Source organism: Amycolatopsis sp. EV170708-02-1 (assembly GCF_022479115.1).
Taxonomy (GTDB): Bacteria; Actinomycetota; Actinomycetes; order Mycobacteriales; family Pseudonocardiaceae; genus Amycolatopsis.
Genome location: NZ_CP092497.1, coordinates 2,709,573 through 2,733,063, shown reverse-complemented (window position 1 = coordinate 2,733,063; position 23,491 = coordinate 2,709,573). Strand labels below are relative to the sequence as shown.

General features: G+C 68.9%; 18 protein-coding genes. 7 read left to right on the top strand and 11 right to left on the bottom strand.

The window, feature by feature from the left end:
* Positions 1–11: 11 nt before the first annotated feature.
* On the bottom strand, positions 12–845 hold the full coding sequence (locus MJQ72_RS12525; protein WP_240599356.1) for a GAF and ANTAR domain-containing protein: 834 nt from the start codon (positions 843–845) through the stop codon (positions 12–14).
* Between the two features lie 237 nt (positions 846–1,082).
* Positions 1,083–1,700, bottom strand: coding sequence for a sigma-70 family RNA polymerase sigma factor (locus MJQ72_RS12520; protein ID WP_240599355.1), 618 nt, complete (start codon positions 1,698–1,700; stop codon positions 1,083–1,085).
* Between the two features lie 432 nt (positions 1,701–2,132).
* On the opposite strand from MJQ72_RS12520, the gene MJQ72_RS12515 reads away from it, so the two are divergent.
* A complete protein-coding gene (locus MJQ72_RS12515; protein WP_240599354.1) occupies positions 2,133–3,191 on the top strand; it encodes a beta-1,3-glucanase family protein in 1,059 nt (352 codons plus the stop codon).
* A gap of 284 nt (positions 3,192–3,475) precedes the next feature.
* On the opposite strand, the gene MJQ72_RS12510 is transcribed toward MJQ72_RS12515, so the two are convergent.
* The 3 genes from MJQ72_RS12510 to MJQ72_RS12500 all read right to left on the bottom strand — a co-directional run bounded on the left by MJQ72_RS12510 (position 3,476) and on the right by MJQ72_RS12500 (position 7,331).
* On the bottom strand, positions 3,476–5,623 hold the full coding sequence (locus MJQ72_RS12510) for a terpene synthase family protein (protein WP_240599353.1): 2,148 nt from the start codon (positions 5,621–5,623) through the stop codon (positions 3,476–3,478).
* A 105-nt stretch (positions 5,624–5,728) separates the two neighbouring features.
* Positions 5,729–6,565, bottom strand: coding sequence for an NAD-dependent protein deacetylase of SIR2 family (locus MJQ72_RS12505; RefSeq protein WP_240599352.1), 837 nt, complete (start codon positions 6,563–6,565; stop codon positions 5,729–5,731).
* Positions 6,540–7,331 carry a metalloregulator ArsR/SmtB family transcription factor gene (locus MJQ72_RS12500; protein WP_240599351.1) on the bottom strand — a complete coding sequence of 264 codons (792 nt, stop codon included), beginning with the start codon at positions 7,329–7,331 and terminating at the stop codon, positions 6,540–6,542. The genes MJQ72_RS12505 and MJQ72_RS12500 overlap by 26 nt, the downstream gene beginning before the upstream one ends.
* 368 nt (positions 7,332–7,699) lie before the next feature.
* Here MJQ72_RS12500 and MJQ72_RS12495 point away from each other — a divergent pair, with 368 nt between their 5' ends.
* Together MJQ72_RS12495 and MJQ72_RS12490 are read left to right on the top strand one after the other, a co-directional pair.
* Positions 7,700–8,404: a hypothetical protein gene (locus MJQ72_RS12495; RefSeq protein ID WP_240599350.1), complete on the top strand. Its 705-nt coding sequence runs from the start codon at positions 7,700–7,702 to the stop codon at positions 8,402–8,404.
* A gap of 36 nt (positions 8,405–8,440) precedes the next feature.
* On the top strand, positions 8,441–8,578 hold the full coding sequence (locus MJQ72_RS12490; RefSeq protein ID WP_240599349.1) for a hypothetical protein: 138 nt from the start codon (positions 8,441–8,443) through the stop codon (positions 8,576–8,578).
* An 8-nt stretch (positions 8,579–8,586) separates the two neighbouring features.
* Here the strand turns inward: MJQ72_RS12490 and MJQ72_RS12485 are convergent, their stop codons facing one another.
* On the bottom strand, positions 8,587–9,213 hold the full coding sequence (locus MJQ72_RS12485; protein ID WP_240599348.1) for a hypothetical protein: 627 nt from the start codon (positions 9,211–9,213) through the stop codon (positions 8,587–8,589).
* Positions 9,214–9,441: 228 nt separating this feature from the next.
* On the opposite strand from MJQ72_RS12485, the gene MJQ72_RS12480 reads away from it, so the two are divergent.
* Positions 9,442–9,819 carry a hypothetical protein gene (locus tag MJQ72_RS12480; protein WP_240599347.1) on the top strand — a complete coding sequence of 126 codons (378 nt, stop codon included), beginning with the start codon at positions 9,442–9,444 and terminating at the stop codon, positions 9,817–9,819.
* A 102-nt stretch (positions 9,820–9,921) separates the two neighbouring features.
* Here MJQ72_RS12480 and MJQ72_RS12475 read toward each other — a convergent pair whose 3' ends face one another.
* Both MJQ72_RS12475 and MJQ72_RS12470 read right to left on the bottom strand, forming a co-directional pair.
* Positions 9,922–10,857: a glycoside hydrolase family 6 protein gene (locus MJQ72_RS12475; protein ID WP_240599346.1), complete on the bottom strand. Its 936-nt coding sequence runs from the start codon at positions 10,855–10,857 to the stop codon at positions 9,922–9,924.
* 28 nt (positions 10,858–10,885) lie between these two features.
* Positions 10,886–13,462: a glycoside hydrolase family 9 protein gene (locus tag MJQ72_RS12470; RefSeq protein WP_240599345.1), complete on the bottom strand. Its 2,577-nt coding sequence runs from the start codon at positions 13,460–13,462 to the stop codon at positions 10,886–10,888.
* Positions 13,463–13,662: 200 nt separating this feature from the next.
* Between MJQ72_RS12470 and MJQ72_RS12465 the strand changes: the two genes are divergently transcribed.
* A complete protein-coding gene (locus MJQ72_RS12465) occupies positions 13,663–14,709 on the top strand; it encodes a lytic polysaccharide monooxygenase (protein WP_240599344.1) in 1,047 nt (348 codons plus the stop codon).
* A gap of 118 nt (positions 14,710–14,827) precedes the next feature.
* On the opposite strand, the gene MJQ72_RS12460 is transcribed toward MJQ72_RS12465, so the two are convergent.
* Complete coding sequence (locus tag MJQ72_RS12460) at positions 14,828–15,373, bottom strand: hypothetical protein (protein WP_240599343.1); 546 nt, start codon at positions 15,371–15,373, stop codon at positions 14,828–14,830.
* 212 nt (positions 15,374–15,585) lie between these two features.
* Here MJQ72_RS12460 and MJQ72_RS12455 point away from each other — a divergent pair, with 212 nt between their 5' ends.
* Both MJQ72_RS12455 and MJQ72_RS12450 read left to right on the top strand, forming a co-directional pair.
* Complete coding sequence (locus MJQ72_RS12455; RefSeq protein WP_240599342.1) at positions 15,586–18,525, top strand: glycoside hydrolase family 48 protein; 2,940 nt, start codon at positions 15,586–15,588, stop codon at positions 18,523–18,525.
* A 67-nt stretch (positions 18,526–18,592) separates the two neighbouring features.
* Entirely contained in the window at positions 18,593–19,909 is a 1,317-nt protein-coding gene (locus tag MJQ72_RS12450) for a cellulase family glycosylhydrolase (RefSeq protein WP_240599341.1), read from the top strand.
* Positions 19,910–20,063: 154 nt separating this feature from the next.
* Here MJQ72_RS12450 and MJQ72_RS12445 read toward each other — a convergent pair whose 3' ends face one another.
* Complete coding sequence (locus MJQ72_RS12445; protein WP_396426986.1) at positions 20,064–22,280, bottom strand: glycoside hydrolase family 3 N-terminal domain-containing protein; 2,217 nt, start codon at positions 22,278–22,280, stop codon at positions 20,064–20,066.
* A 74-nt stretch (positions 22,281–22,354) separates the two neighbouring features.
* A complete protein-coding gene (locus MJQ72_RS12440; protein WP_240599339.1) occupies positions 22,355–23,389 on the bottom strand; it encodes a LacI family DNA-binding transcriptional regulator in 1,035 nt (344 codons plus the stop codon).
* Positions 23,390–23,491 lie beyond the last annotated feature (102 nt).

Sequence of the window (23,491 nt, the reverse complement as noted above, 5' to 3'; positions counted from 1 at the left end):
GCACACATCCATCATGGCTCGTGCCGGAACGTGAGCCGACGCCGCACCACGTCCTCGGCTACTTCTTCGAGCTTCCGGCCGTTGGCGTAGGCGTAGGCACGCAGGCGGGCGAGCGCGTCCGGAAGCCCGATTTCGAGCTGGGCCGACACCACGCCGGCGGCCTGATGCACCCGGGCGCGGTGTTCGGTGAATTCACGGTCGATCAACTCGCCGAGAACCGGCCCACCGGTATCGGCCAAGGCGAGGGTGATGACCGCTTCCGCGCAAACGAGCGCTTTCGCCAGGCACTCCCGCGAAGGGAACCCGGCGAATTCGCGATAGCAGCCGACCGCACCCAAAGTGATCGCACCGACCTGAATCGGCACCGCGATGATCGATTTCACGCCGCCGTCGATCGCCTCGGGCGCGAACACCGGCCATCGGAGTGTCGCCTCCGAACTGGTCATATCGGTTACGACGACGAGCATACCGCCGCGCGAAACGTCCAATGCCGGCCCTTCGCCCAAGGTGAACTGCAGCTCGTCCAATTCACGGCTGCGCGCATCGGTCGCGAAGACCGGCTCCGGCAAACCCTTTTCGGTGGCGAGGGTGAGCCCGACACCGGCCGCCTCGAGCGCTTCCCCGCATACGACGCAGGCGTGCTCCACCGTCACCGCCGAATCGGTTTCCGAGGCGAGAAAACGCATCTTCGACCAGACCAGGACGGCGCGATCATTCCGTCGGAACGTCATGGCAAGCCTCCCGGGCGGGTCCGGATTCGGACGAGACCACCGGGGGCCGGAGCGAACAGCGCCAGCGCGCCATGACCATTCTCGCACGATTGCGTCTCTTTGCCGCGCTTTCACCGACTTCTCGGCACCAATGCAGTAGCCCGAAGAGCCGAACGGCCGGTCCGGATGGCGGCCAATGGTCCGTTCAGCCGGTTCCGGCTCCCCGGACCGCGCCTAGGGTGGGAGCCGAGACCGTCGTCCTGGCCCTCGGCGACGGTGCTCGACGGCGAGCTCTGGAGGGGCCATGTGCGTTCGCATTCTCGAAACCCGCGCCAAACGGGAGAATCCGTTGGTCCGGCTGTTGATCAGGATTCAGCTCAAGGCGTCCTGGCGCTGAGCGCAGGCCCGCAGCCTGCTGATCGCGCGATGTTTGGTCACCCGCACCCGTGACGACGTGGTGCCGAGCGCCGCCGCGGTCTCGTTCGACGTCAGCTCGCCGATCACCCGCATCCCCAGCACCTCGCGGTGGGAGACGGGCAGCGTCCGCATCAACCTGCCGAGCCGGACCCCGAGGTCGGTCCGCAGCGCGCGCTGCTCCGGTTCGTCGGCGGCCCCGGCCGGGCGTTCGGGGAGTTCGCCGGTCAGCACCTGCTTGCTCCGCGCCGCCTTCCGGAACACGTCGGCGACCTTGTTCGCCGCGATGGCGCGCAGGAGGAACAGGAACGAACCGCCGCGCAGGCCGTATCCGGGGACGGCGACCAGTACCGCGAGGCAGATCTCCTGCGCGACGTCTGCCGGTTCGAGATAGGTCAGCTCGCGGCCACCGAGGCGGCTGTCGGAGTACTGCCTTGCCCAGACCGCAACGGCGGACATGAGGTCGTCCATGCCGCGCGGCTCGCCGTCCGCCGCGGCCTTGGCGAGGCTGTCCCAGCCCGCGGCGGAAATCCACGTCTCGCCGCCGGTTCTTCGCATCGGAAACTCGTCGCTCATGTCCCGCTCCCCACGGATGAGAAAACCCGGCCGCCGGGGTCCAGGACGGAACCCGGACAACGGTAGTCGAGGAACCCGGCCACCTCAATCGACGAAGGTCCGCCACGAATTGTCCGTCCCGGCGGAAAACCGGACAGATTCCCACCAGTGGTCTGGACATATCGGCGTCCCGCGACGTAACTTCCCGTGCTGAGACCCCTCGCCAAGGTCACGCCCAGGCCGGGAACGCGCCCCCGGCCGACATCCGCAAGCACCGCCGCGGCGCGTCCACGCTCCGCGGCGGGATTCCGCCGAGGAGTGAACTGTGCGCATCCGCAAGAAAATCCGGCGCGTTTTGACCGCGTTGGCGGTCGCCCTCCCCTGGTCACCGGTGTTTCGGCGCTTTCCGCGCCCACCGCGACCGCCGCGGGGCCCGATCCGCTGCCGCTGACCGTGACGAACAATTCGAACCGCACCGACGCGGTCCACCTCTACGTGCTCGGCACGAACCTCAACACCGGCAAGCTGGGCTATGTCAACGCCGCCGGCGCCTTTACCCCGTGGCCGGCGGGCTCGAACCCGCCGAGCCCGGCGCCGGACGTCTCGATCGCGGGCCCCGGCAACGGCGGCTCGACCACGCTGCGGATCCCGCGCATGCTCTCGGGCCGGGTCTACATGTCCTTCGGGCAGAAGATCAAGTTCTTCCTCACCCCGGACGGCCTGGTACAGCCCGCGCCGTGGGCCGACGGCGACCCGAACCGCGACATCCTGTTCGACTGGAGCGAATTCACCTACGACAACGGCGGGCTGTTCATCAACAGCTCGCAGGTCGACATGTTCAGCGTGCCGCACGCCGTCGGGCTGACCAACGGCGCGGGCGCGAACAAGGAGGCCGGACGTTTGAAGCCCGGCGGCCGCGAGGCCATTTTCAACGCCGTCCAGGGGCAGTCCGGTTTCTCGAACCTGGTGTACAACCGGCTGCGGGTGCTCGCGCCGGGCAAGGGGCTCGACACCGGCAAGTTCAGCGGGACCTACCTCGACGGCTACGTCACGAGCGCCTGGAACACCTACAAGTCGACACCGCTCACCGTGGTGCCGTTCGAGGCCGAACCCGGCAAGAAGTTCACCGGCAAGACCGGCGGGGACGACGTCCTGCGTTTCACCGACACCTCGGGCGCCGAGGTCGCGTCGTTCACCAAGCCGAGCACCCGCGACGTCTTCAACTGCGACGGACGGCTGCACGCGCCGAACGACCAGGTCGTCGGCCCCATCGCGCGGACACTGTGCGCGGCGCTGCACCGCTCGACGCTCGGCTCGCTGCACACGCAGCCGACGTATGACGCGGGCCAGTTCTACAAGCAGCCCGTGACCGACCACTACTCGCGGATCGTGCACGAGCAGATGGTCGACGGGAAGGCGTACGGATTCGCCTTCGACGACGTCGGGCACTTCGAGTCGCTGGTGCACGACGGGGACCCGCGGACGGCGCGGATCGTGCTGACCGCGTTCTAGGCTGCGCTCCTCAGTGGTCGGGTGATTCGAGCGTGGAGGATTGGGGACGCTCAACGTCCTCGATCCTCCATACTCGACCGTGCCGCGGCGAGCTCCATTCGTCGCATCGGAACTCACGAGCCACTCAGGACACCAGACGTTGCGAAGGTGGCTTTCGCAACACGCTCCCCAGGCCAGCGAGCCGCCGCCGACGTCCCGAAAGCCACTTTCGAGACATCTGACGTCCCGAAAGTGGCTTTCGCGACATGCCCGGCCGGCCACGGGGACTACCCACCCCGGTCGCGTTAGCGCGCCCCGCTCCCGATCCGCCAGGCCGACATGCCGATCCCGCTCGGCACGAGCGAGAACGACGGCGGCTCGGGGGTGCGGGCGCGCTCCAGCTCCTCCGGCAGGTACCGCACGCACTTCCGGTGCCATTCCAGGATCCCGGCCATCCAGTCCTTGAGGTGGTCCGCGTATCCGGTCAGCGCCGCGCGGACGTCGTCGCCGAGCCCGAGGTCGTCGCACATCCGCGGCAGGCCCTCGCCGGCGAGCTGCTCGAACTGGTCCAGCCGCGCGTTCATCAGCCGGGCGGCGATGTCGCGGGCCTCGATCCGGTCCACCTCCAGGAACCGTTCGACGACGTACACGAGGTTGTGCACCTCGCCCTCGTACTCGATTTCCTTCTGATACGAGAAAAGGTCGTTGGCGAACGCCGCGTAGTCCTGCGCCGCGGTGTCGAGTTCGGACAGCGCGCGGTTCTGGAAGAGTTCCGGCGGCACGACGTCGCCGAGTTCGAGGAGCGCGAGGCTCTTCGTCAGGTCGGAGCCGAACGTCCGCCGCCGCATCTCCACGTAGTCGACCGGGTCGGGGACCCGGTTCTGCGCCTGGTTCCCCACCTCCCACACCCAGCTCGCGGTCATGACCTCGACCGCCCGCCGGAACCCCGCCCGCCCGTGCGCGGTCAGCGGCCCGGCGGTGCGGTCCCAGAGGTTCGCGAGGCCTCGCTCGATCGGGTTCGACGGTTTCGGCGCCGGCTCGCCGTCGAGCGGCATGAACAGGGAAAGCCGGTCACTGCACAGTTTCGCGGCGATCGGGTCCCGTTTCGTGCCGAAGACCAGCGGGAAATAGTCATCGCCGTAGGTGCCCCAGGTGAGCCAGTCGGTCGACAGCTTCAGCCGTTCGAAGTCCGCGTCCGCGTCGATCATCGCGGCGCAATGCGCGAGGTCGATGCCGCGATACCGGCGCTCGTCCCAGACCCCCTCGCCGAACATCCCCATCTCGCGCGCCCAGCCGGGCGCGTATGCGCGGGCGGCGGCGAGGTGGGGGCTGGTGCGCACGGGGTACGGCATGCGGAATTCCGGCAGGGGCAGCCGTCCGACCTTCGCGAACGGCGGTGGCGCCTGCTGCCGCACCCGCTGGACGAGGCCCGTCCCTTGGGCGCCGGAAGCCGCGCCCTCGTTCATGTACCGGCTCGACCGCACGTGCCATTCGTGTCCGCCGGACTGCCAGTCTTGCAGGCCCTTGACGTAGAGGCCGACCGCGATCTGCTCGGACAGCGAGACGTCTCGTTCGGCCAGCAGCGCGGGTAGCTCGACGAGCGCGGTGTTCTCGAACTGCTGCAACCGCGAGGTCAGCAGGTCGTTGGTGAGATCGGCGGCCTCCTGAGTCGGGCGATCGAGGAACTTCTCGAAGACCAGGACGGCGTTGGAATTCTCCCCCTCTTCGCGCACTTCGCGTTGGTAGGAAAAGAGATCGTTGCGAAGGTGGACGGCGTCGGCGAACGTGTCACGCAGCACCTCCATCGGCCTGGTCGCCGCGATCCTGTCCGGCACTTCGGCGCCGACGGCGTACTCGATGAGGTTCGCCGACCATGGCGCGCCGCCGACACGGCGACGCATCTGGACGTATTCGATGGGGTTCGCGATCCGGCCGCGGTCGATGTTGTCGAGTTCCCAGAGCGATTCGACCATCAGGTTGTGCGTACTGGTGACGAACCGCCGCCGCCAGGCCTCCGACATCGAGGGAATGGTGCGCGCCCAAAGATTCTCAAGCCCGGCTTCGGCGGGATTCCCCGGTTCCGGTGACGTTTCCCCCGGCCCGGTCATGAACAGTTCCAACCGGTCCAAATACGCCTTCGCGCCCGCGGTGTCCCGGGTGTACTTGAATTGCGCGAGGAAATCATCGTCGAAGAAGAACACCCACACGTACCAGTCCGTGACCAGATCGAGGGACGGCCCGTCACAGTCCGGATGGGTGTGCGCGCAGAGCAGCGCGTAATCCATTTTCGCCAGCGCCTGCTCGGTCCAGACGACGTCACCGGACGGCGACGGCGAATCGAGCATCCCCATTTCCCTGGCCCAGGCCATACTGTGCGCCCGCGCCGCTTCGAGGTGCGGATTCATCCTGGCCGGATGCGGCACGTAGAACTCGGGCAAGGTGAAAGCCTGCATCTGCGACTGCCTCCCGGGCCGGTGTCGGATCCGTTCCGACGTTTCCAGCCCGCCGCCGCGCCGGGCAACCGTCCAGCCGAGCGATTCGGCGTGCCATGGAGTGAATCAGTCCCAGAGGGACGCGGAATCGACATAGGGCGCGAGCAATCCGGTCAATATCTCGTCACCGTTCCCGTTCAAGGCGTCCTCGGCTATCCGGCGGGCGACACCGACCAGGAAATCGGCGACCTGCACCCGCGGATCGGTCCGTGAATCCACGAACTTCACCCCGGCCAATCCCGGGCTCGACTCGATCCGGGCAAGCCGGTCGCCTTTGAGCGACGGTTGCTCGTCGTGGACGAGGAAGACCGGCTCCCCGCCCGCGCTCCAGTACTCGATGGCACGGAGGATCGCGGGCACCAGCGGATCGAGGGCCTTGGCGTCGCGTGCCTCGGCGACCTTCGCCCTCAATTCCGCGGTGTCCCCGGCCATCGCGAAGAACGACCCCGCCGCCGGATCCCGGCGATTCCTGGTCCGCAGCACGTCGTTGAACGCGGCGAGGAGTTCGTCGTCCGGCCGGATCCCCGGGCCGGCGAGCGCGCGGAGCTCGTTCGCCAGCAGCCGTTTCTTGTCCACGAGGTACACGTGCGCCCGTCCGTGGACCGGGCCGAGCGGCCCGAGGAACCATTCGAGGACCCGCCGGTGCTTCGTGCGGAGCAGATGGTTCGCCTTGTACTCGACCGCCGGCGAACGGATCCTTCGCCGCAGTTCGGCCAGGCAGGCGGCGGCCTCTTCGAGGCTCAGCCTGACCCCGCGTGCGCGAACACGTCGGTCTCCCCGCCGATCAGTTTCCCGCCCTCGGACCCGGACTCGTCGCAGGCGATCTCCAGGGGCACGCTGCGCATCGTGCCCGATCACCCCGGCGACGTCGACCGGGTTACGCGGGTTCGGGCAGCGGCTCACCGGTCTCGAGCAGCGTCTTGAGGCTCGACAGGATCGACGGCCAGCCGCCCTTGACCATCTCCAACGCGGTGCTGCCCGGGTCGAAACCGTCGTGCACCACGGTCAGTTTCACCGTGTCGCCGACGGGTTCGAGATCGAAGGTGACCTTCGACCGCGATTCCGCCTGGAGCTTCGCCGAAACGTCGTCGTCGAGGCCGACCGACTTGGCGAACTCCGGCGTGAAGGTGTGCCAGGTGTAGGACAGCCGCCGGTACGGGTCGGCCTCCAGGATGACCTGCTCGGGGTCCTCCAGCTTCACGCCGAGCTGCTCCCAGGCCATCGTGGACCCGGGCTTCCAGTCCGAAGTGAACTCACATCCCCAGTACTGCTTGGTGAAGACCGGATCGGTGAGCGCCCGCCAAAGCCGCTCCGGTGTCGTCCTGATGTAGCTGGTGTACACGAATTCGTCGGTGCTCATGGGTTCCTGCTCCAATGCCTTCTTGAGGTCGGCGAGCGCGTCGACGCGGCCCTGGTGGTAGCGGTCGATCCAGCGCTCGGCGATCGCGTTGATCGGCTCCGCGTTCACGTAGTGCAACTTCTCGCGGCCACGGCGCACCGTGGTCACCAGATTGGCCGCCTCCAGGACGCCCAGATGCTTGCTGACCGACTGCCGCGCCATGTCCAGCCCCGCACACAGCTCACGCAGGGTCTGCCCGTTGCGGGCGTTCAGGTCGTCGAGCAACCGGCGACGGCTGGGGTCCGCCAATGCCTTGAAGACCTCGTCCATGCCGCTCTCCCTGATATGCAGCCTCTTGGCTGCCTTTGCAGGCTAGGCAGCCGCGTGGCTGCATGTCAAGTCCAAGGGCTCGCCTGTCGCCGACCTCGTCGGGCCGAGCCAGAGGACATGTTCAGGGTTTTCACCGAGCCGGTCGGCGTGACGAAAACGGGCGCGCGGTCCGCAAAAACCGAGGGACCATCCGAATCGGATGCGGATTACTCCGGTTTACCTCGTGTTCCCCGGCTTTTGTGAAACCGCTTCGGAATTGCGCGGAAGGCCTCGGCGACGGGCAGCGATTTCCCCTAAGGGCGCCGCACCCGATGTCTCGGGAGATGCCCCGATGCTCGCCCGGACCGGTTCGAGCACGCTCATTTCCCATGAAGACGAATTCCCGGACGAAACACGCCAGACAACTGCTGTTGTGGCTCCATGTACTGGCCGCCGTGGCGTGGTGCACGATGCAGCTGGCACAGTTGGCCCTGCTGCTGCACGGTTGGGCCTCCGCCAGTCCCGCCCGCCTGACGACATTCGAACTCGCCGAATTCCTCGAGAACACGATTCTCGACCCGGCGGCCATCATCGCCGCGTACACCGGGATGATGTTGTCCGCGCTGACGTCATGGGGTTTCTTCAAGCATCGCTGGGTGATGGTCAAGTTCGTCATCACGGTGGCCGCGCTGGTCATCGCCAGCACCGTGGTGAGCAGGCTGCTGCCGGCGGTCATCGAGGCGTTGCGAGCCGGTGCCGAAGAGCCGAGGATCCCGATCCTGGTCGGCACGTGCGGAATGGCGTGCGCCACGGCCTTCATGCTCTGGGTCTCGGTGGTCAAACCTTGGGGGAAGACCGCTCGCTACGCGGCCGAATTGAAGGCCAAGAAAGCGAAGGGCCGCAAGGATCCGGAACCGTCACTGCTGATCTATGTGGCGGTGTTCCTCATTCCCGTCGTCGAATTCGGCTTCGCGTTCGATTACCCGATACTCACGTTCGGATCGGTGATCGCGTACAGCGTCTACAGATCCGTAGGCCGTCGCCACGCCGCCGGATCGGGACCGAGGACGGCGGCCGGCAATTTGCCCAACTGACCGAGCCGAGCGGCCGCCGAGGACTCGAAAGACGCCGTGACCGTGCTCGGCAACTCCTTCGGCGGCTGGTTCGCCCTTCCCGTGCACGTCATCTGGCGTGAGAGCGACACGTCGACGTTCACGTGCCCGCGGCTCGAAACGCCCGAGGAACTGCTCGCCGTCGGCGTTCGCTGATTTCCGGCTCAGGGAACGGTTTTCTCGACGAAGGGACGGAGGCCGTCGATCACCTCGCGATCCTCCGGCCGGGCGGTGCCGGGTTCGAGATCCTTCGACGGTTGTTCCCGGACCGACGGCGGGCAATCGGCCCGCTTCCCCACGAGATCGAACCCGCCGACGAAGCGCCCGGTCTTCGCCTCCCAGACGCGGAACGCCCACCGGGCCGTCCGGAACTGCTGCAGATAGCCGCCGGTGTACCGGCAGGTTTCGTCGATTCTCGTCGTCCCTCGTTCGACGAGGTACCGGCAGGCGACCAGCCGCACCCCTGGCGAAGCGACCGCGATCGACGGCGGGCTCCAGGCCTTCGGGAAGTCGCGGATGTCGCCCTCTTTCGCCAGGCCGAAGGACAGGCCACCGGCCACCTTCCGCCCGCCGACCCTCACGACCAGCACGGGATGCGGGCCGGGCCCTCGGTAATCCGCCGCGTCGCGGCTCACGACCGTGTCCCGCTGCCCCGGTCCGGTGACCTCCACCGCCTGCGGAGTGACCGGGCACGGCAGCTCCGGTGGCGGCGCGGGCTCAGGCGACCCGCATCCCGTCACGAGTCCGGCGCCGAGCACGAGGACCGCGGGGAGCAGAGCAGCACGAACCATCACACGCTCCGTTTCTCCGTCGCCGAGCGGATGATCACACGGTCCCGGCGGGACTGGTCCCCGGCTACCCGCCCGCGTGATCAACCACAAGGACTCCGAGAAGCGGCTGGTCGTCGCCGACGGCTGGAACCGCGGCTGTACCCCGGGCGACGTGTCCACCGACAGCCCTGTCACGTTTTCGATGGCTCCCTCGTCCACGTGGTGACACGTCCACTCGAAGGAGTTCCTATGCCGACCCCGTTGCGCGTCGCGATCGCCGTGCAGACCCTGGCCGTCTTCCTCACCCCGATCTCCGCCGGTCTGCTGCTGACCATGCCGAGTGGCCACACCCTGCACAGCGCCACGGCTTACACGCTGTTCGTCGTCTCGATGCTGCACGTGCTGACGGCGGTCCTCGTGTGGCGGCCGGGCGGCGGCTCCGCCAGACCGATCCTGCCCGCGGCCGTGTTCCTCGGCCTCACGCTGCTGCAGGTGTTCCTCGGGATCGCGCACGTGACGGCGGTCCACGTCCCGCTCGGTGTCCTGCTGTTCGGTTTCAGCCTCGTGCAGCTGAGCCGGATCCGCCCGGCGCGGGAAGCGGCCGAGACCGCCGTCTTGAAGGCCTGATCCGCCCTGTGCCGAGCACCGAAGGCTCCCTTCACCGCATTAGACGCGGCGAAGGGAGCCCTCACCCCACCACCCGGCCCCGCCCCGGGAGGCGCGCCTGAGTCAGGAAGTCGCGAGTTCGTAGGCGCGTTGCGGGACGAACTGGCCTGCCGACGCGATACAGCCGTCGGCCTCGCCGGGCGGCTTCACCCACAGGAACGCGTCGATCCGCCCGTCCCCGGTGTTCGTGGTGCTGGCCGTCCCGATCCGGCGGCCCGGCGGATCGCACCACTCGCCACCCGCGGGTCCGTTGCCGTTGCGGCTCGTGTCCACGACCGCGCGCAGCCTGCCGTCTCCGATCCCGGCGAGCACCGCTCCCGCGAAGGCCACTTCGTCCGCGGTCCTCCGGTAGTTGGAAACGTTGGTGGAGATGCCGTCCGCGGCGGCGGAGATCTGGGCCGCCCGCAGCCGCGCGGCGGCTTCACCCGGCGACAGCCACGCGGAATGCCCGATGTCGAAGTACACCTTGGCCGCCGCCGACCCGGCCTTCAGCCGCTTGCCCGCGTACGCCATGGACGCACTGGTCTCGGCCTGCTGCCCGGCGTTCTGGCAATTGGTCATCAGGGGCAGGACGTCCGGTTCGAGCACGATGGACGCCGGCCGCCCGCCGAGACCGGCCGCCACCTCGTCCACCCAGGCGCGGTAAGCGGCGTGCGACGGCGCGCCGCCGGAGCTGGCGCCACCGCAGTCGCGGTTCGGGATGTTGTAGACCACCATGATCGGGATCTGGTTCGCGGCGGCCGCGGCGCCGACGAAGGCGTCGACCTGCCCTCGCACCGTGCCGGTGTTCGTCGTGGTGAACCAGCGCGCCTGCGCCACCGTCGCGATCCGGTCGCGGATCACCGCGGCCCGGCCGTCGCCCGGATTCGCGGCGACCCAGCGGGCGGCGTTGGTCTGCGGGTCGACGTAGAACCCGGCCGGCGCGGCCTGCGCCGTCCCCGCGGTCGAAGGGACCACCGCGAGCGCGGCGATCACCGCGGTCCATGTCTTGAGCGCCATTCCTACCTCCGGGGAATCGTCGGGAAACTCAGGCGGGAGCGCACCGTTCGCCGTCGACGCTGAACTCCGACGGCGAGCGATGGGTACCGGTGTTGTCCGCGTTGAAGCCGATGGACACCGACGCGCCGGGCGCGACCACGGCGTTCCACGACGCGTTGCCTGCCCGGACCGCCGCGCCCGTCTGGCTCCACGCGGCGCTCCAGCCGTGCGTGATCCGCTCGTCACCACCGAAGGCGAAGGTCAACGCCCAGCCGTCCCACGCGGTCGTGCCGGTGTTCTTCACGGTGAGCGCCGCGGACAGCCCGGTCTGCCAGGTCGACGCCGTGTACGTCACCTGGCAGCCCGCCGCCGTCGTCGCGGCCGAGTGTTCCGCCACCCAGTTCGACAGCCACGCGAACGCCGAGTTCCAGTTCACCGTCACCTCATTGAGCGAGTACGCCTCGATGTGGTCGGCCCAGCACCGCTGAGGCGCGCAGCCGGGCAGCAGCCGCTGCGCGACCGGGTCCTGCAACGCGCTGTTGGGCCCGCCGGACAGCGCACCGGGCGGCGCGGTCGGCAGCGACGGGTCCTTCTGGTTCGCCCAGTGCCGGTGGTGCACGTTGCGCACCGGCCGGTCGCCCCAACCGGAGACATAGGAGAAGTCGACCGGGTTACGGCCCAGCAGGTAGTCCATCGCGGCGAAGGCGCCGTTCCGGTACTTCACCGCGCGGGTCAGGTCGTGGGCGAGGCCCAGCAGCATGCCGTTGTTGGCGACCAAGCCGTTCGATCCCCACTCGTACCCGCCGTCGCCGGTCCGGTACGGCGCCGGGTGCCCGGCGGACGCCATGGTCGCGAGGTGCGCGTCCGCGGTCGTGACGATCGCGGACCTGATGTCCTCTGTGGACACCTCGCGCGGTGCCAGCACCAGGGAGACGTCACCGAGCGCGCCCGTGGCACCCCAGTCGAAGCCGCGCGCGTTGAAGCTCTTTCCGCCGAACAGCGGGGAATCCGTCACGTCCGCGCGATACCGCCCGGTGGTCACGTACAGTTCGGCGGCCGCCCAGTAGAACTCGTCGGTCACCGTGGGATCGCTGTACGAGCCACCGCCGACGCCGTCGTCCGGGTCGGCGATCATGCCGGGGTGCGCCTTCGCCGCCGCGTAGGCCTTCTCGCCGGCGGACAGCGCGCGGGCCGCGAACGCGGCGTCGTAGGGAGCCCACAGTCGCGACGCCTGTGCCGCCACCGCCGCGAGGTTCAGGGTCGCCGCGGTGCTCGGCGCGGACAGCCTGCGCGGCTGCGCGTCCTGATGCGGCAAGGTGGGCAGGCCGGTCCACTGCTCGTCGTGGATCTTGTGGTGGGCCATCCCGGACAGCGGCCGTCCGTCGGGAACCTGCATGCTCAGCAGGAATTCGAGTTCCCACCGCGCCTCGTCGAGCACGTCCGGAACGCCGTTCGACCGCTCGGGAACGGCGAGGGTGCCGTCGCCGAGCGCCGCCTTGTCGCCGAACAGCGCCGCCCGCTCGTAGGCGTTCTGCAACTGCCACGCGGCGATGCCGCCGTTCACCACGTACTTGCCGTGGTCGCCGGCGTCGTACCAGCCGCCGCGCACGTCGAGGGTGTATCCGCACTCGAGGTCCGCCCGGCAGGGTACGTCGTCGTCGCCCCGGTTCGGCGCCACGTTCACATGTCCGGCGGGCCGCGCGTATTCCTCCCCCACGTAGCGCGCTTCGATCGGTGTGCCGCTGCGCTGGTGGTAGAAGAACGCGAGCGAGTCGGACCGCAGCCGGTTCATGACCGTCGGGGAGATGTCGAACGGGCGGCTCACGTCGCCGCCGACGCTCAGCGTGTAGCCGCTGCCTTGCCGGTCATAGGACGAGAAGTCGATGGTGTGGACGTTCTCGTCCGACGCCGCGTCGTGGCCCTTCGGAGTGGTCTGGCCGGTGGCGACGGACGCCCCCGCGCCGTCCCGCAGCGTCCAGGTCATCGGGGTGGCCGAGCCGGTCGCGAGGGTCGCCTGCTTGGGCAGGCCGGGCACGTAACCGACCTGGTTCACCCGCAGCGGCCCGGCGGGTTCCACGCCCGGTGGCGGCAGCACGCCACCGACGAGCGAAACGTTGTCGACGCAGACGGTGTTGCCGAACGAATGACCGCCGAACCAGAACGCGAACTGGCCGTTGCCCGCAGCCGGAAAGTCCAATGTGGACACAAATCTAAGCGTGAAGGTCTGCTTGACGGGCGTGACGGTCACGTCGGTCCGCGCGATCTGCCGGTACGGATCGACGGCTTCTCCCGCGACCGCGGAAAGCGGTTGCGCGACGGTCGCCCGCGCGTCGAATTTCAGCGTGTAGGACTGGCCCGCCTCGTACGGCACGCCGTTCTGGCCGGACAAGGCGTCGTACCCGTTGGCCGTGCCGCCGGTGACGTCGACGCAATACTCCCCGTCCGTCACCGAGCCTCGGGTGTTCGCCCCGGTCCACCAAGGGTCGGCGCCACCCGCCGAGAAGTCGCCGTTCACGATCCGCTCGTACTCGGCCGCCCCCTCCGCCGCCGAGGAAGACGCCCCCGGAACGACGACGGCCGCGATGAGCACAGCGGGAAGCAGTACACGCCACTTGTCGATCACCACGTCGTGATCCTTTCGGAAGGCCGAATTTTGGGAGCGCTCCCACAATTTAACCCGGCACCGCCCGGCAGGGAAGACCGTTACGCGAAATCGCCGATACCGGACCATTCTCACTCGTTCGGCCCTGTTCCCCCGGCGCCGGGCCCGCGCTAAGGTGCCGACACTGGGAGCGCTCCCAGTCCTTTTGTCGGAAAGAAGGCGCGATGAGACGCAGAAAGGCAATGACCGCGATACTGGCCGTCGTCACCACGATGGCGGCCTGCCTCGTGACCGCGACACTGAACGCTCCATCGGCGTCGGCACACGGCGCCCTGATGAAACCGGGTAGCAGAACGTTCTTCTGCTGGCAGGACGGATTGACACCGCAGGGCAACATCGTCGGAAAGAACTCGGCGTGCAAGGCGGCCGTCGCACAAAGCGGGGAGAACTCGCTCTACAACTGGTTCTCCGTACTCCGTTCGGACGGCGCGGGCCGCACCGAGGGGTTCATCCCGGACGGGCAGCTCTGCTCGGGCGGGAATCCGAACTTCGCGGGTTACGACCGCGCGGGGAACTGGCCGGTGACCCATTTGACGGCGGGCGCGTCGTTCGGTTTCTCCTACAACGCGTGGGCCGCCCACCCCGGCTGGTTCTTCCTGTACGTGACCAAGGACGGATACGACCCGAGCCGGCCATTGCGCTGGGACGACCTCGAAGAACAGCCCTTCCTCACGGTCGATCACCCGCAGGTGAGCGGCAACGTCGGCAGCGTGGACGGCCAGTACAAATGGACCGGCAGCTTCCCGGCAGCCAAGTCGGGCAAGCATGTCGTCTACTCGGTCTGGAAGCGATCCGACAGCACCGAGACGTTCTACGGCTGCTCCGACGTCGTGTTCGACGGCGGCAACGGCGAGGTCACCGGGGTCGGCGTCGTCGACGATCCCCCCGATCCCGGAGAACCGCCCAACGGCGCGTGCACGGCGAAATGGACGACGACCGGCAGCTGGAACGGCGGCTATCAGGCGGAAGTGACCGTCACCAACCCGGGCACGACGACGCTGTCCGGCTGGCGGGTCGGCTGGACCGTTCCGGCGGGGCAGACGATCAGCAGCGTCTGGAACGGCACCCTCACCCTGGACGGCGCGCGGGCCACCGTGGGCAACGCGGGCTGGAACGGGTCATTACCGGCGGGCACCACCCGCTCGTTCGGGTTGAGCGCCAACGCGACGGGGAGTATCGCCGCGCCGGAGCTGACCTGCGCGAGCCCGTAGCACCGGTGGCTGAAGGGGACCTTCCCCGCGTCTCACGCGGCGAAGGGCGCTTTCCCCGCATCGCATGCGGGGAAAGCGTCCTTCAGCCCCCACCGCTCGCGAGCACCCGACGGCGGTTTCAGTGGTGCCCATGTCCGTGCTCCGGGTTGGCGAACACGCACCCCGCCACGTCCGAAGGCACCTGACGCACCCGGGGATCGACGGCTCCGCACCGGAAGTAGTACAGCCCCAGCTTGCTCACCCCGAGAAACCCCGCGGAGACCGCGAAACCGTTGCCGAAGGCGAAGGTCGGCCCGTCGGCGATCTCGCCCGCCACCATCGCCTTATGCCAGGATTCCTGAAATCTTCGCTGCTCGTCGCCGTCGAAGAGAAGGAGACCGACGACCGGGAATTCCGGTGACACCCGGCAGGTGGCCCATTCGGCCACATGCGGCTGAAAGCGCGCGGCGATATCCGGCCCGACGAACGTGCGCAGCTCTCCGACGTCCCGGCGGGAGACCTCGGCGCAATTCCCCGCGGTCTCGTCGATCCATTCGACGAGACCGTCCATTGTGGTCAGTCTAGGGCCGAGCGCCTCGGCGCCGGTGGTGGCCGTCGGCGCGGGCGCGGAACAGCCGGCGAGTATTCCGGCGGAGATCAACAATGTGGTGGCGAGTCGCCTCATGCTTTTCTGCTCTACTCCGAAAACGGCCGGATCACAACACTTCGCCGAAAGACGCCCTTACAAATCGGACGGTCCGCCGCTACGCTCATGAGAGCGCTCTCAGACTCATCCGCTCCCGCTACCCCGGCTCAGGGCCATTGCCTGCCCACGTGGCCCTGGGCCGGTTCCACCTCTTTGAGGTTGCCGGAAATCCGCTCGGACGAGGAGGACCTGTGAGATCACGACCACTGGCGCGCTCCACCAGAGCACGTCCCGTCACGGCGCTGGCCGCCACCGTCGCCCTCGCGGCCGCGGTCGTCACCGGTGTCGCGCCGACGGCCACGGCGGCCGCGGTTTCCTGTACGACGACGTACAAGATCAGCAGCGAATGGGACAACGGCTTCGGCGCGACGGTCTCGATCCGCAACGAGGGCGGCGACGCCATCCCCGACTGGAACCTGACCTGGAGCTTCGCCGACGGCCAGCGGATCACCCAGCTGTGGAACGGTACGTACACGCAGTCCGGTGGTGCGGTGAGCGTCCGCGGCGCGGACTGGCAGCGCGGCATCGGCCCCGGCGCGTCCGTCCAATTCGGCTTCAACGCGGCGAAGACCGGCACCGCGAACCGGGTGCCTGCCGATTTCAAGGTCAACGGCGTCAGCTGCGCCGGCCCGAACACGGCTCCGGCGGTGCGGCTCACGAAGCCGGAGAACAACGCGGCGTTCGCCGTGTCGTCACCGATCGAGCTGGCGGCGTCGGCCGCCGACAGCGACGGTTCGGTGTCCTCGGTGGAGTTCTACGCGGGCACCACCCGGCTCGGCTCCGATACCACCGCACCGTTCGAGTACACCTGGACCGGCGCGACGGCAGGCGAGTATTCGGTCACCGCGCGGGCCATCGACAACCTCGGCGCGGCAACGGTTTCCGCGCCGGTCGCGGTGCGGGTGCTGGCCGCACCGACGGTGGTCGCCACCCCCTCGACGGTCCGCGTCAAACAGGGCGGCTCGGCGGGAGTGGACGTGAAACTCGCGACCCGGCCGACGGGCCCGGTCACGCTGGACGTGGCACGCACGGCGGGCAGCGCCGACCTCACGGCCACGCCCGCGACGCTCACGTTCGACCAGACCACGTGGAACACGGCGAAAACCGTGACGATCGCTTCTTCGCCCAACGGCGGCGCGCTCGCCACCGCCGCGTTCTCGATCACCGGGCCCGGCCTCACCGCGGCCACCCTCGACGTGGCGGAGATCGACGCCTCCGCCTCGGACTACCGGGCCGCCTTCCTTGAGCAGTACCACAAGATCAAGGACGCGGACAGCGGCTACTTCCGGAATTTCGACGGCCTGCTCGTGCCGTACCACTCGGTGGAGACGCTGCTGGTCGAGGCGCCGGACCACGGGCACCAGACCACTTCCGAGGCGTTCAGCTACTACCTGTGGCTGGAAGCCGCGTACGGACAGCTGGAGGGTGACTGGGCGCCGTTCAACCAGGCGTGGGCGTCGATGGAGAAGTTCATCATCCCCGCGCACGCCGACCAGCCGACCAACGACAAGTACAACGCCGCCGACCCGGCGACCTACGCGCCGGAGCACCCGAGGATGGACCGGTATCCGGCGGTTCTGGACGGCGGCGTCCCCGTCGGGTCCGACCCGATCGCCGGAGAACTGCGCCAGGCCTACGGCACCTCGGACGTCTACGGCATGCACTGGCTGCTGGACGTCGACAACACGTACGGTTTCGGCCGGTGCGGCGACGGCACCACCGCGCCCGCGTACATCAACACCTATCAGCGCGGGTCCAGCGAATCGGTGTGGGAGACCATCCCGCAGCCTTCCTGCGACACGTTCGCGCACGGCGGGCCGAACGGGTACCTCGACCTGTTCACCAAGGACGCGAGCTACGCCAAGCAGTGGAAGTACACCAACGCGCCCGACGCCGACGCGCGCGCCGTCCAGGTGGCGCACCTCGCCAACCAGTGGGCGACCGCGCAGGGCAAGGGCGCCCAGGTGGCCGACGTGGTGAAGAAGGCGTCGAAGATGGGCGACTATCTGCGGTACGCCATGTTCGACAAGTACTTCAAGAAGATCGGCGACTGCGTCGGCCCCGGCACGTGCCCGGCCGGCAGCGGCAAGAACAGCTCGCACTACCTCATGTCGTGGTACTACGCGTGGGGTGGCGCCACCGACACGTCCGCGGGCTGGGCGTGGCGCATCGGTGACGGCGCGGCGCACCAGGGCTACCAGAACCCGCTCGCCGCGCACGCGCTCGCCAACGACCCGGCGCTCAAGCCGCTCTCGGCGACCGGCGCGAAGGACTGGGCGGAAAGCCTGGACCGGCAGCTGGAATTCCTGCAGTGGCTGCAATCCGCCGACGGCGGCATCGCCGGCGGCGCGACGAACAGCTGGGACGGCCAGTACGCCACCCCGCCCGCCGGTTCGCCGACGTTCTACGGGATGTACTACGACCATCAGCCCGTCTGGCACGACCCGCCGTCCAACCGGTGGTTCGGGTTCCAGGCGTGGGGCCTGGAGCGGGTCGCCGCGCTGTACCAGCTGACCGGGGACGAGCGGGCGAAACGCATCCTCGACAAGTGGGTGCCGTGGGCCATCGCGAACACGACGGTCGGCTCCGGCGGGGAATTCCGGATCCCGTCCGACCTGGACTGGACCGGCAAACCCGACACGTGGAACCCGGCCGCGCCGGGGAGCAACGCGAATCTGCGGGTCCGGGTGCTGAACCACAGCCAGGACGTCGGCGTCGCGGCGTCGTACTCGAAGATCCTGCTGAACTACGCCGCCCGGTCCGGGAACGCGCAGGCGCGGACGGTCGGCGAAGGTCTCCTCGACGCGATGCTCGCGCACACCGACTCGATCGGCATCGCGGTCCCGGAAACGCGCACGGACTACAACCGGTTCGACGACGAATACGATTCGTCCACCGGCGAAGGCGTGTACGTGCCGCCAGGCTGGACCGGGAAGATGCCCAGTGGCGATCCCATCGCCGCGGGCGCGGACTTCCTGTCCATCCGGTCGTTCTACCGGGACGACCCGCAGTGGCCGAAGGTGCAGTCCTATCTGGACGGTGGAGCGGCACCGACGTTCACCTACCACCGGTTCTGGGCGCAGGCGGAGATCGCGACCGCGTTCTCGCTGCACGTGCAACTGTTCGGCTGAGCCCCTGCCCCAGGTCCCGCCGGCCGCCCCCGGCGGGACCTGGCCCCCGTGAACGAGGAGGACGGCGATGAGAAGAACGCTGGCCGTCGTGGCCGCGCTGATAGCAGTCGTATGCCCGCCGGTATCCGCCGCCGCGGCTCCGGCCGGGTTCCACGTGTCCGGCGGCAGACTGTACGAGTCGAACGGCGCCGAGTTCGTGATGCGCGGTGTCAACCACGCCCACACCTGGTATCCACAAAGGACCGGAGCTTTGGCGGATATCAAGGCCTTGGGCGCCAACACGGTGCGGGTGGTGCTCGCATCCGGCCAGCGGTGGGCGAAGAACGACACTGCGGACGTCGCCGCCGTGGTGTCGTCGTGCAAACAGAACCGGCTGATCTGCGTCCTGGAAGTGCACGACACCACCGGCCACGGCGAACAGTCCGGCGCGGCGACCCTCGCGCAGGCCGTGGACTATTGGCTTTCGGTGCGGAGCGCGCTCGCCGGGCAAGAGAAGTACGTGATCGTCAACATCGGCAACGAGCCGTACGGCAACAGCGGCTACCAGACCTGGGCGTCGGACACCTCGGCCGCCGTTCAGCGTCTGCGCGCGGCGGGCTTCGGCCACACGCTCATGGTGGACGCCCCGAACTGGGGCCAGGACTGGACGTTCACGATGCGCGACAACGCCGCCGCGGTGTTCGAGTCGGATCCGGACCGCAACACGGTGTTCTCCATCCACATGTACGGCGTCTTCGACACGGCCGCCGAGATCGACGACTACCTCGGCCGCTTCCGCGCCGCGGGCCTGCCGATCGTGGTGGGCGAGTTCGGGCACGACCACTCCGACGGAAACCCCGACGAGGACACCATCCTGGCGACCACGCGGGCGCAAGGCATCGGCTATCTGGGCTGGAGCTGGAGCGGAAACGGCGGCGGCGTCGAGTACCTGGACATGGTGACCGGCTTCGACCCGGCGCGGCTCACCGCCTGGGGCGAACGGATCTTCAACGGCGCCGACGGAATCAAGGCGACCTCCCGCGAGGCGACCGTGTACGGCGGCACCGGCCCCGACCCCGGCGGATGCGCCGTCGGCTACCGCGTGACCGGCCAGTGGCAGGACGGCTTCCAGGCCGAGGTGACGGTGACCAACCGGCAGGCCACCGCGATCGACGGCTGGCGGATCCGGTGGACCTTCCCGGCGGGGCAGCGGGTCACGAACATGTGGCACGCGGTGCCGTCACAAACGGGCGCGGACGTCGTCGCGGCCGACGCTTCGTACAACGCCCGCATCCCGGCGGGCGGCTCGGTCACGATCGGTTTCACCGGTTCGTGGACGGGCGGCAATCCGTCGCCGAGCGCCTTCGTGCTGAACGCGACCAGTTGCGCGGTGCTCGGGCAATGATCGTTCCAGTGAGGGGTAAGGCGCGTCAGCTGGGCTGAAGGGTGCTTTCGCTGCGTCTGATGCGGTGATGGGCCCCTTCGCGTCTTGCTGGTGGCGTCGTGGTGGCGAGTCGAGTGCCGGAACGCCGCCGCGGCGCACCAGCTTCTCCGTACCCTCAACCGAAGTCCGGAGTCAGCACCCGATCGAAGCCGACCTCGCGGCGCGGCCCGGTCAACGTGCAGGCCAGCGTCGCGACGATCCGCGAGCTGGAGGTGCCGACCCGCAGTTCGACGTCGCCGGGCTCGACGAGCCGCGTGCCCGCTCGTCCGGTGTAGGAGGTCAGATCGGCGTGCAGCCCGATCTCGACCACCTCGGTCGAGCCGGGAGCGAGTTCGACTCGTTTCGCCGCGATCAGCTGCTGGACCGGCCTCGCGACCTCGGCCACCGGATCGTGCAGATAGATCTGGACGACTTCCGTCGTGGTGCGGTCGCCGGTGTTGCTCAGCGTCACCCGGATCCGGCAGCGGCCGTCGGTCCGCCACGAAGGGTCCACCACGGTGACGTCGTCCCAGCTGACGGCGCCGTAGGAAAGCCCGTGCCCGAACGGGAACAGCGGTGTCGGGTCGACCGTGCTGACCTCGCTGCGCTGCCCGAGCGGAGCGGTGAGATAGGTCGACGGCTGTGACGCCTTCTCTCCGGGGAACCCGACCGGGAGCCTGCCGGAGGGGTTGATCCGTCCACTGAGGACACCGGCGAGCGCCACCGCTCCCTCTTCACCGGGGTAGAAGCCACAGACGATCGCCGCGAGCCGATCGGCCTGTCGCGAAAGCTCGTACGGCCGTCCGGACAGGAGCACCAGTACCACCGGCGTCCCGGTCCCGAGCAAGGCTTCGAGAAGTTCTTCCTGCCGCCCCGGCAGTTTCAGGTCCGGCGCGTCGCAGCCCTCGCCCGACGTGCCGCCGCCGAACAGCCCCGCGCGGTCACCGAGCACGGCGACGCAGACGTCCGCGTCCTTCGCGGCGGTGACGGCCTCCGCGATGTCCGTGTCCTCGCCGCCGAGCACCGGGCAGCCGAGAGCATGGGTGACTTCGTGGTATTCACCGAGCGCTTCGAGCACTGTCGGAACCGAAACCCCGAACGGCACCTCCGGATGGTGCACGCCGACGTGCATCGGGAACGAGTAGCAGCCGAGCATCGCGCCGGGTTCGTCCGCCCGCGGCCCGACGACGGCGACCTTGTGAGTCGAAGCGAGGGGAAGCACGCCGTCGTTATGCAGCAGCACGATCGAACGTTCGGCGATTTCCCTCGCCAGCGCGCGGGATTCCGGGTCGTCGAGGTCGATCTCGTCGGGCACCTCCGGCACCCAGTCTTCGTCGAGCAGCCCGAGTTCGCACTTCTGCCGCAGCACGCGTTCGAGGGCGCGGTCGACGACGGCGGTGCCGACCGCGCCCTCCTCCACCGCCGCGAGCAACGGCTCGCCGTAACAGTCCACAGTGGGCAGTTCCACGTCGATCCCAGCGGCGAGCGCCTGCCCGGCGGCGTCGCCGCGATCGGCCGCGACACCGTGGAGTTTGTGCAGGAACGCCACGGAAAAGTAGTCCGCGACCACGGTCCCGGAGAAGCCGTAGGTACCGCGCAGCAGATCCGTCAGCAGCGCTTCGTCCGCGGCGGCGGGGACGCCGTCGTTGTCGATGTAGGCGTTCATCACCGAACGGGCGCCCGCGCGCAACGCCATCTCGAACGGCGGCAGCAGGACGTCGGCCAGTTCCCTGGGCCCGACCGACACCGGGGCGAGGTTGCGGCCGGCGCGCGAGGCCGAGTAGCCGGCGAAATGCTTGAGCGTCGCGATCACCCCGGCCGACTCCAGACCCGCGACGTAGGCGCTGCCGATCGTGCCGACCAGATGGGGATCCTCGCCGATGGTCTCCTCGACGCGGCCCCAGCGCAGGTCGCGTGCGACGTCCAGCACGGGCGCGAGTCCTTGATGGACACCCAGCCGCCGCATGGTGCCGCCGATGCGCGCGCCCATGCGGTACACGAGATCCGGGTCGAAGCTCGCTCCCCAGCACAGCGGGGAGGGATACACCGTCGCCTGCCAGGCGGCGAGGCCGGTGAGCGTCTCCTCGTGCACCAGCGCCGGAATGCCGAACCGCCCGTTGGCGACGATCTCCCGCTGGGAGCGGGCCAGGCTGTGCGCGCCGACCACCGGATCGACGGGCCGGGTGCCGTACACCCTGGTCAGCTGGCCGATCCCGTGACGTACCAGTTCGTCCCAGTCCAGTGCCGCGTCGGCGAAGTCGTGCTGGTGCGGGGCCATCTCGCCGCCGGAGTCGATACCGACCCAGACGCCGTAGAGCTGGGCGATCTTCTCCCGCAAGGTCATCCGGTCCATCAGAGCGCGGACGCGCTCGGCGGGATCCGCGGCGGTGTCGTGCCATGGCCGGGGCGGCTCGCTGGGCTGGGTGGTCAAGGTCGTCCGCCCTTCGTCGTGGCTTCGAGGGCACGCGTCGAGCGGCGCACCACGAGACCCGTGGACAGCGTGATGTGGGTTTCCTTCTCGGGTTCCCCGCTGATCAGCGAGATCAGGAGGGTGATGGCACGGTGGCCCATCTCGCGGATGGGCTGGTCCACTGTGGTCAGTGGCGGGGAGCAGAGCGCGGACTCGGGGACGTTGTCGAAGCCGACCACCGACAGGTCGTCCGGCACGGACAGGCCGAGTTCCCCGGCGGCCCCGACGGTCGCGATCGCCGAGATGTCGTTGGCGGCGAACACCGCCGTCGGGCGGTCCGCGCCGGTCAGCAGTTCGCGGGCGGACCGGGCGGAGATCTCCGGATCGTAGGCGCCGAGCCGGATCAGGTCCTCGTCGATCGGGACCCCGGCCGCGGTGAGCGCCCGCAGGTACCCGGTCTTGCGCAGTTCGGCCGATTCGAGATCCGGCCGTCCGGCGAGGAAACCGATCCGGCGGTGGCCGAGTTCCAGCAGATGCTCGGTCGCCAGCTGGGCGCCGCGCAGGTTGTCGGAATCGATGGTGGGCACCGTCGAAGGGCCGGTGTGCGGGTCGACCGCGACCACCGGCGTCCCGGGGACGGCTTCCAGCGAAGCCACCGGCGTGACCAGCACCGCGCCGTCGACCAGCGTGCCGGAAAGCCTTGACAGATAGCGCTTCTCCCAGCCCGATGGATCTCCGACGCGGCCGCCGGCGGAGTAGACGACGAGTTCGTAGCCGGTGCCGCGGATGGCGTCGGCGGCGCCCTTGAGCAGTTCGGTGGAGAACGGTTCGAGGTCGGCGACCAGGATCCCGATCACGTTCGTCTTGTGGTTGCGGAGGCTCTGGGCGACCAGGCTCGCCTCGTAACCGAGTTCGTCGATCACCGCGCGGACCTTGGCCAGGGTCGCGGCGGCGACGCCGTAGCGGTCGTTGATCACTTTGGACACCGTGGCCACGGAGACGCCGGCGCGGGCCGCGACGTCACGGATCGTGACCCTCGAACTGGGCTGCATACGGTCAGACTAGCCATGTAAAACGTTATCGACAACGATTGACATCGGAATTTCAGGCGCGCAAACTCATCGCCAGTCCGGGCGCAGTCACGCCCTGTCCTA